Source organism: Thalassobaculum fulvum, assembly GCF_014652915.1.
In the GTDB taxonomy this organism is placed as follows: Bacteria; Pseudomonadota; Alphaproteobacteria; order Thalassobaculales; family Thalassobaculaceae; genus Thalassobaculum_A; species Thalassobaculum_A fulvum.
Genome location: NZ_BMZS01000001.1, coordinates 327517 through 343777, shown reverse-complemented (window position 1 = coordinate 343777; position 16261 = coordinate 327517). Strand labels below are relative to the sequence as shown.

Genomic DNA, 16261 nt, shown 5'->3' with positions numbered 1-16261 from the left:
CTCACGCGCTGCCGTGCAGGGCCTGGATGCGTTCGGCCAGCGCCACCAGCCGCTTCGCCTCGGCCACGTGCAGCGCCTCGACCAGCTTGCCGTCGACCAGCAGCACGCCCTTGCCTTCGGCCTCGGCCGCGGCGTGCGCCGCGGTGATCCGACGCGCCCAGGCGATCGCCGCTTCGCTCGGCGCGAACGCCGCGTTGGCGGTGGCGATGGTCTTCGGGTGGATCAGCGACTTGCCGTCGAAGCCGAACTCGACGCCCTGCCGGCACGATGCGGCGAAACCTTCGTCGTCGCCGAGGTCCAGATAGACGCCGTCGAGGATCGCCAGCCCGTGGGCCCGGGCCGCCAGCAGGCAGAGGCCGAGGGCGGTGACGAACGGCAGCCGGTCCGGGGTGTGCAGGCAGTGCAGGTCCTTGGCCAGGTCCGAGGTACCCATGACGAAGCCGGCGACCCGCGGGCTGGCGCCAGCGATCCCGGTCGCCGCCAGCACGCCGCGTGGGGTCTCCATCATGCACCACAGCGCCAGCTCGTCAGGGGCGCCGTGCGCCGTCAGCACGGCGTCGGCGCGGCGGACCGCGTCGGCGCTCTCGACCTTGGGCAGCAGCACCGCGTGCACCGGCTGGCCGGCGGCGAACGCCAGGTCGGCATAGCCCCAGGCGGTATCGAGGCCGTTGACCCGGAGCACCAGCTCGCGGCCGCCGTAGCCACCGGTCAGCAGGGCGGCGGCCACGGCCTCGCGGGCCGCCTCCTTGGCATCCGGCGCGACCGCGTCCTCCAGGTCCATGATGATCACGTCGCACGGCAGGTCGCGGGCCTTCTCCAGCGCCCGCGGGTTGGAGCCGGGCATGTACAGGGCGGAGCGGCGCGGGCGCGGGTCGGCAGGCATCACGGGACTCCTCGGGCAGGGCTGCTGGCTCGGAACGCGCGGCACCCTAGCCTCCCGGGCAGCGGACCGGAAGATCCCTGTCCCGGCCCCGCACAACCCGGTGGCAGCGGCCGCCGGGCCGGCTATAGTCGCGGCCATGCCGATCCTCGCCGTCTCATCGCACGTCGCCGTCGGGCACGTGGGCAACGCCGCCGCGGTGCCGCCGCTGGAGCGGCTGGGCCACACCACCTGGCGGGTCGACACCGTGGCGTTCTCCAACCACCCGGGCCACGGCCATCACGCCGGCACGGTGCGCCCAGACCACGAGGTCCGGGACCTGCTGCACGGGATCGGCCGGTTGACCGGCTGGCGCGACTGCCACGGCGTCTATTCCGGCTATCTCGGCGAGGCCGGCAGCGGCTGGGCGATCGCCGATGCGGTCGACGCCGCCCGCGAGGTCGAATCCGGGCTGGTCTACGTCTGCGACCCGATCATCGGCGACCACGGCCGGGTGTTCGTGCGCGACGGGGTGGAGAAGGCGATCCGCGAGCGCCTGGTGCCGCGTGCCACCGCCATCACCCCGAACGCCTTCGAGCTGCAGCGGCTGTCCGGCCACCGGGTCGAGAGCGTCGAGGACGCCCACGCCGCCGCCGTGACCCTGCTGGAATGGGGCCCCGACATCGTCGTCGCCACCGGCATCCCGGACGGCGAGGACCGTCTGGCGATCGTCATGGTGACGGTCGAGGGCATGCGGGTGGTGCGCACGCCGCGGCGGCGCCGCGGTTTCTTCGGCACCGGCGACCTGTTCGCCGGGCTGTTCCTGGCGCACTACCTGGACGGCCGCGACCCGTACCGGGCGATGCGGCGATGCGTCGCCGGCCTGGACGTGGCGACGGCGGCCACCGAGGCGGCCGGTACCGTCGACCTGGCGCTGATCCCCAACCTCGACGCCATCGTCCACGCCGACCGGCCGGATTGAGGGCCGCAGTCGGGGCCGCAGTCGTGGGTCCCGGCCCTCCGCGGCTGCGCCGCTGCGGCCGGGATGAGGGCCGAGGCGGGTTCGCTACCTCCAACCCTCATCCCGGACGAGCGCAGCGAGATCCGGGACCCACCGGCCCACCGACGACGGGCCTGCCTCAGGCCGCCTTCTTCAGGTGCCGGGCGACCAGCTCCTCGGCGATCTGCACGGCGTTGAGCGCCGCGCCCTTGCGCAGGTTGTCGGCCACGCACCAGAACACCAGGCCGTTCTTCACGGTCGGGTCCTTGCGGATGCGGCTGACGTAGACCGGGTCCTCGCCCGCGCACTCGACCGGGCTGACATAGCCCTCGTCGGCCCGGTGGTCGATGATCACCAGGCCCGGGAAGCCCTCCATCGCGGCGCGCGCGGACTTCTCGTCGATTGGCTTCTTCGTTTCGATGAACACCGCCTCCGAGTGGCCGATGAACACCGGCACGCGGACGCACTGGGCGACCACGTCGATGTCCGGGTCGAGGATCTTCTTGGTCTCGACCGTCATCTTCCACTCCTCCTTGGTGAACCCGTCGTCCATGAAGACGTCGATGTGCGGGATCACGTTGAAGGCGATCTGCTTGGTGAACTTCTCCTTCTCGACCGGGTCGTTCACGTAGACGGCGCGGGTCTGGTTGAACAGCTCGTCCATGCCCTCCTTGCCGGCGCCGGAGACCGACTGGTAGGTCGAGACCACGACGCGCTTGATCCCGAAGGCGTCGTGCAGCGGCTTCAGCGCCACCACCATCTGCGCGGTCGAGCAGTTCGGGTTGGCGATGATGTTCTTCCTGCCGTAGCGGGCGAGCGCGTCCGGGTTGACCTCCGGCACCACCAGCGGCACGTCCGGGTCCATCCGGAACGCCGAGGAGTTGTCGATCACCACGCAGCCGGCCTTGCCGGCCTTCGGCGCGTACTCCTTGCTGACGTCGCCGCCGGCCGAGAACAGCGCGATGTCGGTGCCGGTGAAGTCGTACTTCGAGAGGTCCTGGACGACCACCGTCCGGTCCTCGCCGTAGGAGACCTCGCCGCCGGCCGAGCGGCCGGAGGCCAGCGCCACGACCTCGTCGGCGGGGAAGTTGCGTTCGGCAAGGGTGGTCAGCATCTCGCGTCCCACCGCACCCGTGGCTCCGACGACGGCAACCTTGTAGCCCATATCCTCAAACTCCTCTCGAAACCGCACGGCATCGTTCCCGTCGGGGTCCGCCCGGGCCCCCGACCGCCGATCGCTCGCGCGCAGCAGGAGGCCCGACCCCTAGAGGGTGGTCTTGCCGGCTTTCGTGGTGGTGGTGGCGAACGCGCGGACGCGCGGGCAGGGCGAGGGCACGGCGGAAGCGGTCGCTCCGTCGGCGTGCATGCGGATCCCGGACCGGAAAGCCGTCTCGACCATGGCGCGCTTCATACGCCAAATCGCCGGCGATGGAAACGGTCGATTCGTGGGTAGCGGCGGGTGGCTCCCGGTTCATCCCCGGATCGGGTCCGGGGTTGCCCGGGATGACGTCGGGGGAAGGGCCGCGCCCCCTCGTCTCCCCTCTTCTGCCGTCATCCCGGACCGCCGCGCCACACGCGCGGCGGAGCCGGGACCCACGAAACGACGGGCGGTGGGCGACGGATGTTCGCCGGCCGGCCGATCAGCCGCTGACCAGCTTGTCCAGCTCCTTGAGGATGCTGTCGGTCATCACGCCGGTCGACACCTTGGCCTTGCCTTCCTGCATGATGTCGGCGGTGCGCAGGCCGGACGACAGCACGTTGTCGATCGCCTTCTCGACCAGGTCGGCGTCCTCGCCCATGTCGAAGCTGTAGCGCAGCAGCATGGCGAACGACAGCAGCTCGGCGATCGGGTTGGCGATGCCGCGGCCGGCGATGTCCGGGGCCGAGCCGTGCACCGGCTCGTACAGGGCGTGGCGGCGGCCGGTCGTCGGGTCCTCGGCGCCCAGCGAGGCCGAGGGCAGCATGCCGAGCGAGCCGGTCAGCATCGCCGCGCAGTCCGACAGGATGTCGCCGAACAGGTTGTCGGTGACGATCACGTCGAACTGCTTCGGGTTGCGGACGAGCTGCATGGCGCAGTTGTCCGCGTACATGTTCTCGTATTCGAGGCCCTCGCCCTCGCGCTTGTGCAGGTCGGTCATGACCTGGCGCCACAGCACGCCGGACATCATCACGTTGGCCTTCTCGACCGAGGTCACCTTGTTGCGGCGCTTGCGGGCGAGGTCGAAGGCGACCCGGCCGATGCGCTCGATCTCCGGCGTCGAGTAGGCCTGGGTGTCGAAGCCGCGCTTGCCGCCGCCCGGCAGGTCCTCGATGCCGCGCGGCTCGCAGAAGTACACGCCGCCGGTCAGCTCGCGCAGGATCATGATGTCGAGGCCGGCGACCAGGTCGCGCTTGAGCGACGAGTTGTCGGCCATCGAGGCGAACACCATCGCCGGGCGCAGGTTGGCGAACAGGTCCATTTCCTTGCGCAGGCGCAACAGACCGCGCTCGGGCTTCTTCTCGAACGGCAGGTCGTCGTATTTCGGGCCGCCGACCGCGCCGAACAGCACGGCGTCGGCGTCGACCGCATCGGCCAGGGTCTCGTCGGTCAGCGGGGTGCCGGAGGCGTCGTAGGCGGCGCCGCCGACCAGGCCTTCCTGCACGTCGAACGACACCGAGCGCTTCTTCGCCATCCAGTCGACGACGCGCAGGGTCTCGCGCACCACCTCCGGGCCGATGCCGTCGCCCGGCAGCACGAGCAGTTTCTTGTTGGACGCCATGACGCTCCTTTACCCCCGATCGCGGTCCTGGATGAGCGATTGCTTATCCGAACCGCCGGGGCGTGGCAAACGGGGAAAACCGCAACGCGGGACCGCGCGCGGCGACGGAGAAGCGGATCAGGCCCAGGGCTGGGCCGTCTTCCGCTGCTCCTCGAAGTCCGAGATGCTCTTCTCGCGCTGCATGGTCAGGCCGATGTCGTCGAGCCCGTTCAGCAGGCAGTGCTTGCGGTGCGGGTCGATCTCGAACGACACGCTCTCGCCGTTCGGGCGGCCGATCGTCTGGTTCTCCAGGTCGATCTCCAGGACCGCGTTCGAGCCCTTGTTGGCGTCGTCCATCAGCTCGCGCAGCTGCTGCCTGGTCACCTTGATCGGCAGGATGCCGTTCTTGAAGCAGTTGTTGTAGAAGATGTCCGCGAAGCTGGTGCTGATCACGCAGCGGATGCCGAAGTCGAGCAGCGCCCAGGGCGCGTGCTCGCGGCTCGAGCCGCAGCCGAAATTGTCCTCGGCCACCAGGATCTGGGCGCCCCGGTACTGCGGCCTGTTGAGGACGAAGTCCGGCTTCTCGTTGCCGTCGTCGTCGTAGCGCATCTCGGCGAACAGGTTCTTGCCGAGGCCGGTGCGCTTGATGGTCTTCAGGTACTGCTTCGGGATGATCATGTCGGTGTCGACGTTGATCATGTCGAGCGGGGCGGCGGTGCCGCGCAGCTGGTTGAACTTGTCCATCGTTTCCTCCCGGTCCCCGGTCGTTCAGTTCGTCAGCTCGCGGACGTCCGACAGCCGGCCGGTGACCGCCGCCGCCGCCGCCATCGCCGGGCTGACCAGGTGGGTGCGGCCGCCACGGCCCTGCCGGCCCTCGAAGTTGCGGTTCGAGGTCGAGGCGCAGCGTTCGCCCGGCTCCAGCTTGTCGGCGTTCATCGCCAGGCACATCGAGCAGCCCGGCTCGCGCCAGTCGAAGCCGGCCGCCGTCAGGATGTCGGCCAGGCCCTCGGCCTCGGCCTGCTCCTTCACCAGGCCGGAGCCCGGCACCACCATGGCGTGGACGCCGTCGGCGACCTTGCGGCCCTTGGCGACCGCCGCGGCCGCCCGGATGTCCTCGATCCGGCCGTTGGTGCACGAGCCGATGAACACCTTGTCGACCTTGACCTCGGCGATCGGGGTGTTGGGCTCGAGGCCCATGTACTTCAGGGCCCGCTCGATCGCCGCCTTCTTGTTGGGGTCGCTCTCGGCCGCCGGGTCCGGGGTCTTGCCGGTGACCGGCACCACGTCCTGCGGGCTGGTGCCCCAGGTGACCTGCGGGACGATGTCGGCGGCCTTCAGCACCACCTCCTTGTCGTAGGTGGCGCCGGGGTCGGACGGCAGGGTCTTCCAGTACGCCACGGCGGCGTCCCAGGCGGCCCCCTTCGGCGCCATCGGCCGGCCCTTCAGGTACTCGAAGGTGGTCTCGTCGGGCGCGATCATGCCGGCGCGCGCACCCGCCTCGATGGTCATGTTGCAGACCGTCATGCGGGCTTCCATCGACATGGCGCGGATCGCCTCGCCGGCATACTCGACCACGTGGCCGGTGCCGCCGGCGGTGCCGATCGCGCCGATGATCGCCAGGATCACGTCCTTCGAGGTCACCCCGGCCGGCAGCTCGCCGTCGACGGTGATGCGCATGTTCTTGGCCGGCGCCTGCACCAGGGTCTGGGTCGCCAGCACGTGCTCGACCTCGGAGGTGCCGATGCCGAAGGCCAGCGAGCCGAAGGCGCCGTGGGTGGCGGTGTGGCTGTCGCCGCACACGATGGTCATGCCCGGCAGGGTGAAGCCCTGCTCCGGTCCGATGATGTGGACGATGCCCTGGCGGACGTCCATGACCGGGAAGTACGGAACGCCGAAATCCTTGACGTTGTGCTCGAGGGTCTCGACCTGGATCCGGCTCTCCTCGTCGTCGATGCCCTTGGAGCGGTCGGTGGTCGGCACGTTGTGGTCGGCGACCGCCAGCGTGTTCTCGGGCCGGCGGACCTTGCGGCCGGCCTGCCGAAGGCCCTCGAAGGCCTGCGGGCTGGTGACCTCGTGCACCAGGTGCCGGTCGATGTAGATCAGGCAGGTCCCGTCCTCCTGGACGTCGACCAGGTGGGATTCCCAGATCTTGTCGAACAGGGTGCGAGGCTTGGCCATGGCTGCGTGTTCCCTCCTGCGAACCGGTCCGGCACCCCGTGCGGGCGCCGCCGGCCTCGTGTTCTCCGGAGGCCGGACATTACAAAGTTGCGTCGCCGGCGCAAACCACGAAACGCGCAAGGGGGTTTTGCGGGGCCTGACGGGCGCTTCGCGGACCGTCCGGGCCGGCTGAAAACGCAAACACCCCCGGACGTCGCCGTCCGGGGGTGCGGATTCCCGTACCGGATGCGGAGGCTTACGCCTCGGTGCCGGCCTCGGCAGCCTGGGCCTCGGCGGCCTGAGCCTCGGCAGCCTGAGCCTCGGCCCGGGCGGCGCGCTGCTCGGCCTGCTCGGCCAGGCGGGCGGCCCGCTGCTCGGCGGCGGCGACCCGATCCTCGGCCGCGGCCTTGCCGGCGGCGCCGGTGGTCTTCTCGGCGATACGGGCCGACTTGCCGGTCCGGCCGCGCAGGTAGTACAGCTTCGCGCGCCGCACCTTGCCGCGCCGGATCAGCTCGATGCCGGCGATCCGCGGCGAGTACAGCGGGAACACGCGCTCCACGCCCTCGCCGTAGGAGATCTTGCGGACCGTGAACGAGGAGTTCACGCCGTCGTTGCTGCGGGCGATGCACACGCCCTCGAACGCCTGGATGCGCTCGCGCGTGCCCTCGACGACCTTCACGTCGACCCGCACCGTGTCGCCCGGGCCGAAGACCGGGATCTGCTTGTCGGCCGAGAGGGCCGCGACCTGCTCGCTCTCGAGCTGCTCGATGATGTTCATGGCGTGGTCTCCGTATCCTCACCGTCGGCCGCGCCGGCGGCCTGTCCACACTTGGCCCGGTAGAGCGCCCACAGGTCGGGGCGCCGTTCCCGGGTGATCCGTTCCGCCTCCCCGCGCCGCCACGCCCTGACGTTTGCGTGGTGTCCGCTGGTCAGCACCTCGGGGACGGCCATGCCGTTCCACTCCCGAGGCTGGGTATAGAGGGGATACTCCAGCAGCCCCTCCTCGAAACTCTCCTCCGCGAGCGTCTCCGCCGCGCCGAGCACTCCCGGCAGCAGGCGGACCACCGCGTCCATCACCGCGATCGCCGCCGGCTCCCCGCCGGAGAGCACGAAGTCCCCGAGGCTCAGCTCCTCGAGGCCGCGGGCGACGATCACCCGTTCGTCCAGGCCCTCGTAGCGCCCGCACAGCAGCACCGCCCCCGGTTCCGCCGCCAGCGCCCTGGCCCGCGCCTGATCGAACCGCCGGCCGCGCGGGCTGAGGTAGATCCGCGGTCCAGGCTGATCCTCGATCGAGGCGAGCGCCGCATCGACGACATCCGGCCGCATGACCATACCGGATCCGCCACCGAACGGGGTGTCGTCGACGGAGCGGTGCTTATCGCGCGCGAACTCCCGGATGTCCAGCGCTTTCAGCGACCAGATGCCGGCCGACAGCGCCTTTCCGGCCAGCGACAGCCCGAGCGGACCCGGAAACATGTCCGGGAACAGCGTCAGCACGGTCGCGCGCCAGGTCGTCGTCTCGGCGGCGGTCATTCGCCCTCACTCCAGCAGCCCTTCCGGCGGCTGCACCACGATGCGGCCGCCGGCGATGTCGACCTCCGGCACCGCCGCCTCGGTGAACGGCAGCATCCGCGACTTGCCGTCGGCCCCGGCGAACTCGACCAGGTCGCCGGCCCCGAAGTCGTAGAGCGCCGTGACCCGGCCCAGTTCCTCGCCGCCGACCGTGACCACCCGCAGGCCGATCAGGTCGGCGTGGTAGAACTCGCCGTCCTCCGGCTCCGGCAGCGCCGAGCGGTCGACGTACAGCCGGGTGCCGCGCAGCGCCTCGGCGGCGTCCCGGTCGGCGATGCCCTCGACCCGAACGATCACCGTTTCCTTGTGGTGACCGGCGACCGCCAGGGTGAACCGGCGGCTGCCGCGCTCGTCCTCGACCGGGCCGTAGGCCGCCACGTCGTCCGGGTTCTCGGTGAAGGGCTTGACCTTCACCAGACCGCGGACGCCGTGCGCACCGGTTACCGCCCCGAGGCAGACACGCTCGGCCACCGCCGACTCCCGTCAGGCGCCGCGTCGACCCGGATCAGCCCTCGGCCGGCGCCTCGGCCGCCTTGGCGGCGGCTTCGGCGGCCTTCGCCGCGGCCTCGGCCTCGCGCTCGGCGCGCTTCTTGCCCGGAGCGGACTTCTTCGGCTGCTCGTTGTACTTGAACGGCTCCATCAGGCCGGCCTGGCCGAGCATCTTGTGCAGCCGGTCGGTCGGCCGGGCGCCGACGCTCAGCCAGTGCTGGATGCGCTCGGTCTTCAGGACGATGCGGTCGGCATGGTCCTTCGGCAGCATCGGGTTGTAGGTGCCGACCTTCTCGACGAAGCGGCCGTCGCGCGGGCTGGTCGCCTCGGCGACGACGATCCGGTAGAACGGGCGCTTCTTGGCGCCGCCACGGGCGAGGCGGATGCGGAGCGACATGGGCTGGTCCTTTCGTGTTCTGCAGTCGTGTCGTTGATCAATTCGGTTCAGAGGCGTTCGCCGGCGCGCCTACTTGCGCTTGCCGGGAAATCCGGGGGGCAGGCCGCCGAGGCCGGGCAGGCGCGGTCCACCGCCGCCGCCCAGTCCGGGAAAACCGCCGGGCAGCCGCGGCACGGCCCCGCCACCCGCAGCGCCGGCATCGCCGCCGGCCGGGGGAGCCGGCATCGCGCCGCCGCCGCCGAACAGCCCGGCGAGCGCGCCCTTGCCGCCCATCTTGCCGACCTGCTTCATCATCCGGGCCATGTCCTGGTGCTGCTTGAGCACCTTGTTGACGTCCTGGACCTGGGTGCCGGAGCCGGCGGCGATGCGCTTGCGGCGCGAGGCGTTCAGGATCTTCGGGTTGCGGCGCTCGGCGCGGGTCATCGACGAGATGATCGCCTCCTGGCGCTTCAGCATGCCCTCGTCGATGTTGGCGCCGGCCATCTGCTTCTTCAGCTTGCCGATGCCGGGGAGCATTCCCATGATGCCGCCGAGCCCGCCGAGCTGGCGCACCTGCTTGAGCTGGGCCGCCATGTCGTCGAGGGTGAAGGTGCCGCGCATCATGCGCTCGGCGGTCTTCTGCGCCTCCTCGGCGTCGATCGTCTCGGCCGCCTTCTCGACCAGGCTGACCACGTCGCCCATGCCGAGGATGCGGCCGGCCAGCCGCTCGGGGTGGAAGTCCTCGAGGTCGTCGACCTTCTCGCCGACGCCCAGCATCTTGATCGGCATGCCGGTGACGCCGCGCATCGACAGCGCCGCGCCGCCGCGGCTGTCGCCGTCGACCCGGGTCAGCACGATGCCGGTGATCCCGACCCGCTCGTGGAAGTTGGTGGCCGTGGTGACCGCGTCCTGGCCGGTCAGCGCGTCGGCGACCAGCAGCACCTCGTGCGGGTTGACCGCGTCCCTGACCGCCCGCGCCTCGGCCATCAGCCCCTCGTCGATCGAGGTGCGGCCGGCGGTGTCGAGCATGACCACGTCGAAGCCCTGGAGCTTGCCGGCGGTCATGGCCCGCTTGGCGATCGCCACCGGGGTCTCGCCCTGGACGATCGGCAGGGTCGCGACCCCGACCTGCTCGCCGAGGATGCGAAGCTGCTCGCGCGCCGCCGGGCGGGTGACGTCGAGCGACGCCATCAGCACCTTCTTGCGCTCGCGGTCCTTCAGGCGCCTGGCGATCTTGGCGGTGGTCGTGGTCTTGCCGCCGCCCTGCAGGCCGACCATCAGGATCGGCACCGGCGCCGGGGCATTCAGGCTGATCGACTGGCTGTCGGAGCCGAGCATGTCCACGAGCTCGTCGTGGACGATCTTGACGACCATCTGGCCCGGCGTGACCGAGCGCAGCACCTCGCGCCCGACCGCCCGCTCGCGGACCTTGTCGACGAACTGCTTGACCACGGGCAGGGCGACGTCGGCCTCGAGCAGGGCGACCCGCACCTCGCGCATGGCGGTCGCGACGTCGGCCTCGCTAAGCGCCCCGCGCTTGCGCAGCCGGTCGAAGACCGATCCCAGCCGTTCGCTCAGTCCCTCGAACACACCGTCACTCCAGACAAACCATTTCCCCAAACGGAAGCGCGCCCGTGCTCGAACCCTCGAGGACGGACGGAACCCGTGAAGGTCTCAGCAGACAGGGTCTCGCCGAGAGACCGGGTATATACGCGCCGAGGCCGGGAGGGTCAAGGCGAGGGGATCCTCAGTCCCGGTCGGGCGCGCCGAGCGGGAACAGGTGCCGATAGGGGCGGGCCTCGTCGACGGCCCGGGCGAAGGACGGCCGGGCCAACAGCCGCGACCGATAGGCACGCAGGGCCGGGAACCGATCGGCGATCGGCTGCACCCAGTCGGCGTAGAACAGCGCCGGGCCCGCCGCGCAGTCGGCGAGGCCGAACCGACCAGCCGCCGCCCATTCGCGGTCGGCCATCCGGGCATCGAGCCAGCCATAGGCGGTCTCCAGCAGGTCGCGCGCCTGCCGGACCCCGTACGGGTCCCTGCTGTCCTCCGGCCGGATGCTGTCGAAGACGATCGCCTGGACCGGCGACGAGACGTAGTTGTCGAACACCCGGTCCAGCATCCGCGCCTCCAGGGCGGCCTCCGGGTCGGCCGGGACCAGCCGTTTCGGTCCGCCATGCCGAAGATCCACGTGCTCGATGATGACGCTGGACTCCAGGATCGTCCGCTCGCCGTCGACCAGGACCGGGAACCGCCTGATCGGCCAGAGCTCGGCCAGCTCGGCCGACGCCGTCGGATCGGCGTCGCCGAGGAACCGGTACGTGAATTCGGTACCGGTCTCATACAGGGCGATCAGCACCTTCTGGCAGTACAGCGAGAACGGGTGCGCGTAGAGCGAGACGGTCATGGGGGGGGCTCCTCGGCGGCAGCGATCGGGCAGGCCGCAACGGACTATACGGTAATAATATGTTGATATCAACTTTTCTGATTTGCCTGAACCGGTGCGGATCTGCGTAGCGCATCAGACCGCCGCGCCCGAGGAACCGTCGGCGGCCGACTGCGTCGGCGGGCGGGCCGCGAACTCGCGGTCGCGCGCCAGCGAGGTCAGGCCGAAATCGTCGAGGATGGCGTAGAACGCCGGCACCACGAACAGCACCAGCAGGGTGGTGACGGTCAGCCCGAAGGCGATGCTGGTCACCAGCGGGATCAGGATCTGGGCCTGCAGGCTGGTCTCGAACAGCAGCGGCAGCAGGCCGGCGACGGTGGTCAGCGAGGTCAGCAGGATCGCCCGGAACCGGGCCTTCGCCGCCTTCGGGCCGGCCTGCTCGACCGTGGTGTCCCCGGGCGCGTGCTCGTTCTTGATGAAGTGCACCAGCAGGATCGAGTCGTTGACCACGATGCCGGACAGCGAGATCAGCCCGAGCAGGCTGGGGAGCGAGAAGTCGATGCCGAGCGCCAGGTGCCCGAACACGGCGCCGATCAGCGTGAACGGGATCAGGCTCATCACCACGACGGGCTCGACGTAGCTGCGGAACTGGAAGCTCAGCACCAGGAAGATCCCGATCAGCCCGAGCACCAGCGCCTTGGCCATCGAGGCGCCCGTCGTGCGGCCGTTGGCGACCTGGCCCTCGATCGACACCGACAGCCCGGGATAGCGCTGCTGCAGAGCCGGCACGAAGCCCTGCATGGTCTCGTTGACGATCTCGGCGGCGTTGGCGACCCGGGTGTCGACGTCGCCCTGGACGGTCACCGTCGGCCGCCGGTCGATCCGGATGATGCGGGCGTAGCCGCGGTCCCAGCGGGCGTTCGCGACCTCGGACAGCGGCACCAGCTTGCCGTCGGCGGTCGCGATCACCGCCTCGTCCAGGTCGGCCAGGCTGCGGCGGTCGGCGCCGGCCAGCCGGACGTCGATCTCGTAGGCTTCGACGCCGACCTGGATCTCGTCGGCCGTGGTGCCGAAGAACGCCGCGCGCAGCTGCTGGGCGACCGTCCTGGCGTCGAGGCCGAGCTGCCCGGCGCCCTCCTTCAGGGTCAGCACGATCTCCGGCTTGCCGGGGTCGAGGTCGTCGAGCAGGTCGCGGGTGCCCCGGTAGCCGGCCAGCCACGCCTCCAGCTCGCCGGCCGCGGCGTCGAGGTCCGCCAGGTCGTCGCCGGCCAGCCGGAACTCGACGGCCTTGCCGGCCGGGCCGCGGGCCGGCTCGGCGTAGGTGACCCGGACAGTGTCGAGCAGCGGCCCGACCTCCCGGCGCCAGCGGTCGACGACGCCGTCGTTGTCGACGCTGCGGATCTCCGACGACAGCAGGTCGACCGACACGGTCGCCAGGTTGGCGCCGGTGTCGTTGGTGTCGGCGTTCTCGTTGTAGGTGACCAGCACGTGGCGGATCAGCGGCCGGCCGTCCGGCTGCTCCGGGGTCAGGGCCGCGTCGACCCGGCCGGCGGCGTCGACCAGCCGGGCGACCATCGCCTCGGTGTCGGCGAGCCGGCTGCCGCGCGGCAGGGTGATGCGGGCCTCCAGGGTGTCGCCGTCGAGGTCCGGGAAGGCCTGGAACTTCAGCACCCCGCCGGCCAGCATCGCGACCGCCACCAGGAACAGCGCGAAGGCGATGCCGACGGTCAGGTAGCGGTGCGCCACGGCGCGCTCGGCGGTCGGCCCGACGACCCGGTCGCGCACCCGCTCCAGCCAGCGCTCGGCCGCGCGGCGGACCCGGCCCGGGCGGTCGGGCCCGCGGTCGTGGCCGAGGTGGTTGGGCAGGATCAGGAACGCCTCGACCAGCGAGACCGCCAGCACCAGCAGCATCACCACCGGCACCACCGACAGCAGCTGGCCGAGGTCGCCGCTGAGGAACGCCAGGTAGCCGAACACCGCCGCGGTGGTGATGAACGACGACACCACGCCCGGCAGCACCTGCATCGTGCCCTCGACCGCCGCCTGCAGGGCCGGGCGGCCCGCGTGGCGCTTCGCCTCGACGTTCTCGGCGATCACGATGGCGTCGTCCATGATGATGCCGATGACGATCAGCAGCCCGACCATGGTCAGCATGTTGATCGAGTAGCCGAGCACCGCCATCGCCGCGAGCCCGCCGAGGAACGACACCGGCAGCCCCATCGAGATCCAGAACGCGGTGCGCACCCCGAAGAACAGCCAGATCGCGGCCGCCACCAGCACGATGCCCTGCGCGGCGTTCTCGTACAGCATGACCAGCCGGTCGCGCACGATCGACGACCGGTCGCTGGTCAGCGCCAGGGTGACGCCCGGCGGCGCCCGACTACGCTCGGCCTCCAGGAACGCCTGCAGGCGGGCGATCACGTCCAGGCTGTCCTCCGACCAGGTCTTGGTGATCTCCAGCAGGGCCGCCGGCCGGCCGTTGAACTCGATGCGGACCTCGTCGTCCTGGAACCGGTCGGTGACGGTGGCGATGTCGCCGAGCCGGACCTGCCCGCCGCGCCCGCCCTCGACCACCACCAGGTCCCGGAGATCGTCGACCGAGGCGCGCTGGTCGTCGAACCGCACCGCCACCAGCCGGTCCGCGCTCTCGATGTCGCCGGCCGGCAGCTCGACGTTGCGCCGGCCCACCAGGTCGGCGATGTCGGAGACGCTGAGGCCGAGCGCGCGGGCCACCGCGTCGCGCACCTCGATGCGGATCTGGTGGTCGGAGAACCCGGTGACCGCGACGTTGGGAATCCCGCCCCAGCGCAGCATCCGGGCCTTGACCGCCTCTGCATAGGCCTTCAGGTCGGGCAGCCGGTCGGGCCCGGTGATCGCGACCGCGGCGACGAAGTCGGTCAGGCCGAGTTGCTTGACCGCCGGGGTCTCGACCTCGTCCGGGAAGCTGTCGATCGCGTCGATCTCGGTCTTGATGTCGAGGAAGAAGCGGTCGAAGTTCGCGCCCTCGGTCATCTCGAGGGTGGCGATCGCCAGCCCCTCGCGCGCCTCGCAGCGGACCTCCGCCATGTTGTCGACGGCCTCGACCGCGTCCTCGACCCGCTGGCAGACCGCGTCCGACACCTCGGCCGGCGACGCGCCCGGATAGGCGATCCGGGCCTGCACCTCGTTCGGGTCGATGCGCGGGAAGGTCTCGCGCCGTAGCGTCGGGGCGATCACCACCCCGGCCACGATGAAGGCCAGCATCAGCAGGTTGGCGGCCGTCGGGTGGCCGGTGAAGTAGCGGATCATCGGGTACCGCCGGGAGCCCGGCCGGCCGCCCGGCCGCGCAGGCTTTCGGCCGCCGCGGCATCCGGCACCGGCGCCAGCAGCCGGCCGCCGACCGCCGGCGACAGGTCGTCGAGCACCACCAGGTCGCCGGGCGCGAGGCCCTGGCCCACCACCACCAGGTCGCCGAAGGTGCGAAGCGCCGAGACCGCCCGGTGCTCCAGCCGGGACTCCGCCCCGACCACCGGCACCCGGCCGTCGCGGATCGCCGAGCGCGGCACCACGATGGCGTCCGGCACCGGGTCGGTGCGCAGTTCGACCTCGACGAACATGTCCTTGATCAGCGGCGGCCGCTGGCCGGCGCGGGCGCTGGCATAGGGCTCGTCGACCACCACGATCAGGCCGACGGTCCGGGTCGACGGATCGACCGTGTCGCTGATCCGCGCCACCCGGCCCGGCCATTCGATGTCGCGGTCGTCGAAGCGCAGCCGCACGGTGGCGGTCAGCCCGACCCGCTCGGCCAGGGCGGCGAGCCCGCCGAACGGGTCCCCGGCGGCATCGGCCCGGCCGAAGCCGAGCTCGGCGAACGGCTTCATGCGGGCCTGCGGGACCTGCACGTCGATCTCGGCGGTGTCGATCCCGTCGATCGTCGCCAGCACCTCGCCGACCCCGACGTACTGGGTCGCCTCGACCCTGACCTCGGCGACCCGGCCGTCGAACGGCGCCTCGATCGAGGTGCGATCGAGGTTCAGCAGGGCGGTCGCCAGGTCGGCCTCGTCGACCGCCTTGGCCAGTTCCTGGGTGCGGCGCCTGGTCGGCATCAGCTTGAGCTGGTTCTCCAGGTCCTGGACGGAGGCGCGCTGGCGGACCACGTCGAGCTCGCTCTGGTCGACCGAGGCCTGCGAGGTATTGCCGCGCCTCGCCAGGTCGCGCTGGCGCTGCAGGTCGCGCTCGGCCAGCGCCAGCGCCCGCTTCTCGATTTCCAGGCTGGTCTCGAGGTTGGCCTTGTCCAGGTCGAGCTCGTCCAGCCCGGCCTGGGCGGCGCTGATCGCGGCGTCGGCCTTGCCGACCGACAGCTGGTAGTCCTCGTCGGCGATCTTGACGAGCTCGGTGCCGGCCTGCACCCGCCGGCCACGCTCCAGCTCGGGCGCGACCCTGGCGATCCGGCCGGACACCTGGGCGACTGCCGACCAGCTCCGGCCCGGCGCGACCGAGCCGTAGCCGGTGACCCGCGGCACGAACGGCGTCGCGGCGACGTCCAGCACCCGCACCCGGGCGGCGGCCTCGTCCGCGGCGCCCCGCTCCGGGCCGCTCTTCGTCGCCACCACGGCGGCCAGCACCGCCGCCCCCAGCACCACCGGGGGCAGGATCAGCAGCTTGCGGAGAACCGGCATGCCTCGACTCCGGGATGTTCGCAACC

Annotated in this window: 14 protein-coding genes and 1 pseudogene; 1 reads left to right on the top strand and 14 read right to left on the bottom strand. The window is 71.3% G+C overall.

Features of this window, described 5'->3' with window-relative positions; genetic code table 11:
• Position 1: 1 nt before the first annotated feature.
• Positions 2-883, bottom strand: a complete 882-nt coding sequence (locus IE246_RS01605; RefSeq protein ID WP_189987160.1) for an HpcH/HpaI aldolase/citrate lyase family protein — start codon at positions 881-883, stop codon at positions 2-4.
• A 136-nt stretch (positions 884-1019) separates the two neighbouring features.
• On the opposite strand from IE246_RS01605, the gene pdxY reads away from it, so the two are divergent.
• Positions 1020-1841, top strand: a complete 822-nt coding sequence (pdxY, locus tag IE246_RS01600; RefSeq protein WP_189987159.1) for a pyridoxal kinase — start codon at positions 1020-1022, stop codon at positions 1839-1841.
• A 157-nt stretch (positions 1842-1998) separates the two neighbouring features.
• On the opposite strand, the gene IE246_RS01595 is transcribed toward pdxY, so the two are convergent.
• The 13 genes and pseudogenes from IE246_RS01595 to IE246_RS01540 all read right to left on the bottom strand — a co-directional run bounded on the left by IE246_RS01595 (position 1999) and on the right by IE246_RS01540 (position 16235).
• Entirely contained in the window at positions 1999-3024 is a 1026-nt protein-coding gene (locus IE246_RS01595; protein ID WP_189987158.1) for an aspartate-semialdehyde dehydrogenase, read from the bottom strand.
• Positions 3025-3123: 99 nt separating this feature from the next.
• Positions 3124-3258 carry a hypothetical protein gene (locus IE246_RS28095; protein ID WP_268245261.1) on the bottom strand — a complete coding sequence of 45 codons (135 nt, stop codon included), beginning with the start codon at positions 3256-3258 and terminating at the stop codon, positions 3124-3126.
• Positions 3259-3499: 241 nt separating this feature from the next.
• Positions 3500-4618, bottom strand: a complete 1119-nt coding sequence (leuB, locus tag IE246_RS01590; RefSeq protein WP_189987157.1) for a 3-isopropylmalate dehydrogenase — start codon at positions 4616-4618, stop codon at positions 3500-3502.
• Between the two features lie 117 nt (positions 4619-4735).
• Entirely contained in the window at positions 4736-5341 is a 606-nt protein-coding gene (leuD, locus tag IE246_RS01585; protein ID WP_189987156.1) for a 3-isopropylmalate dehydratase small subunit, read from the bottom strand.
• A gap of 24 nt (positions 5342-5365) precedes the next feature.
• On the bottom strand, positions 5366-6775 hold the full coding sequence (leuC, locus tag IE246_RS01580) for a 3-isopropylmalate dehydratase large subunit (RefSeq protein ID WP_189987155.1): 1410 nt from the start codon (positions 6773-6775) through the stop codon (positions 5366-5368).
• A gap of 231 nt (positions 6776-7006) precedes the next feature.
• A pseudogene (rplS, locus tag IE246_RS01575) lies at positions 7007-7532 on the bottom strand (50S ribosomal protein L19); the annotation flags it as partial.
• Positions 7529-8287 (bottom strand): tRNA (guanosine(37)-N1)-methyltransferase TrmD, encoded by a 759-nt coding sequence (trmD, locus tag IE246_RS01570; RefSeq protein WP_189987153.1) that lies wholly within the window; start codon positions 8285-8287, stop codon positions 7529-7531. The gene trmD and the pseudogene rplS, both read right to left, overlap by 4 nt.
• 6 nt (positions 8288-8293) lie before the next feature.
• Positions 8294-8797 carry a ribosome maturation factor RimM gene (gene rimM, locus IE246_RS01565; RefSeq protein WP_189987152.1) on the bottom strand — a complete coding sequence of 168 codons (504 nt, stop codon included), beginning with the start codon at positions 8795-8797 and terminating at the stop codon, positions 8294-8296.
• Between the two features lie 34 nt (positions 8798-8831).
• A complete protein-coding gene (gene rpsP, locus IE246_RS01560; RefSeq protein WP_189987151.1) occupies positions 8832-9212 on the bottom strand; it encodes a 30S ribosomal protein S16 in 381 nt (126 codons plus the stop codon).
• Positions 9213-9281: 69 nt separating this feature from the next.
• Positions 9282-10781 (bottom strand): signal recognition particle protein, encoded by a 1500-nt coding sequence (ffh, locus tag IE246_RS01555; RefSeq protein WP_189987150.1) that lies wholly within the window; start codon positions 10779-10781, stop codon positions 9282-9284.
• Positions 10782-10938: 157 nt separating this feature from the next.
• Positions 10939-11598: a glutathione S-transferase family protein gene (locus IE246_RS01550; RefSeq protein WP_189987149.1), complete on the bottom strand. Its 660-nt coding sequence runs from the start codon at positions 11596-11598 to the stop codon at positions 10939-10941.
• 114 nt (positions 11599-11712) lie between these two features.
• Positions 11713-14865 carry an efflux RND transporter permease subunit gene (locus IE246_RS01545; protein WP_189987148.1) on the bottom strand — a complete coding sequence of 1051 codons (3153 nt, stop codon included), beginning with the start codon at positions 14863-14865 and terminating at the stop codon, positions 11713-11715.
• A complete protein-coding gene (locus tag IE246_RS01540; protein ID WP_189987147.1) occupies positions 14862-16235 on the bottom strand; it encodes an efflux RND transporter periplasmic adaptor subunit in 1374 nt (457 codons plus the stop codon). The genes IE246_RS01545 and IE246_RS01540 overlap by 4 nt, the downstream gene beginning before the upstream one ends.
• Between the last annotated feature and the right edge of the window lie 26 nt (positions 16236-16261).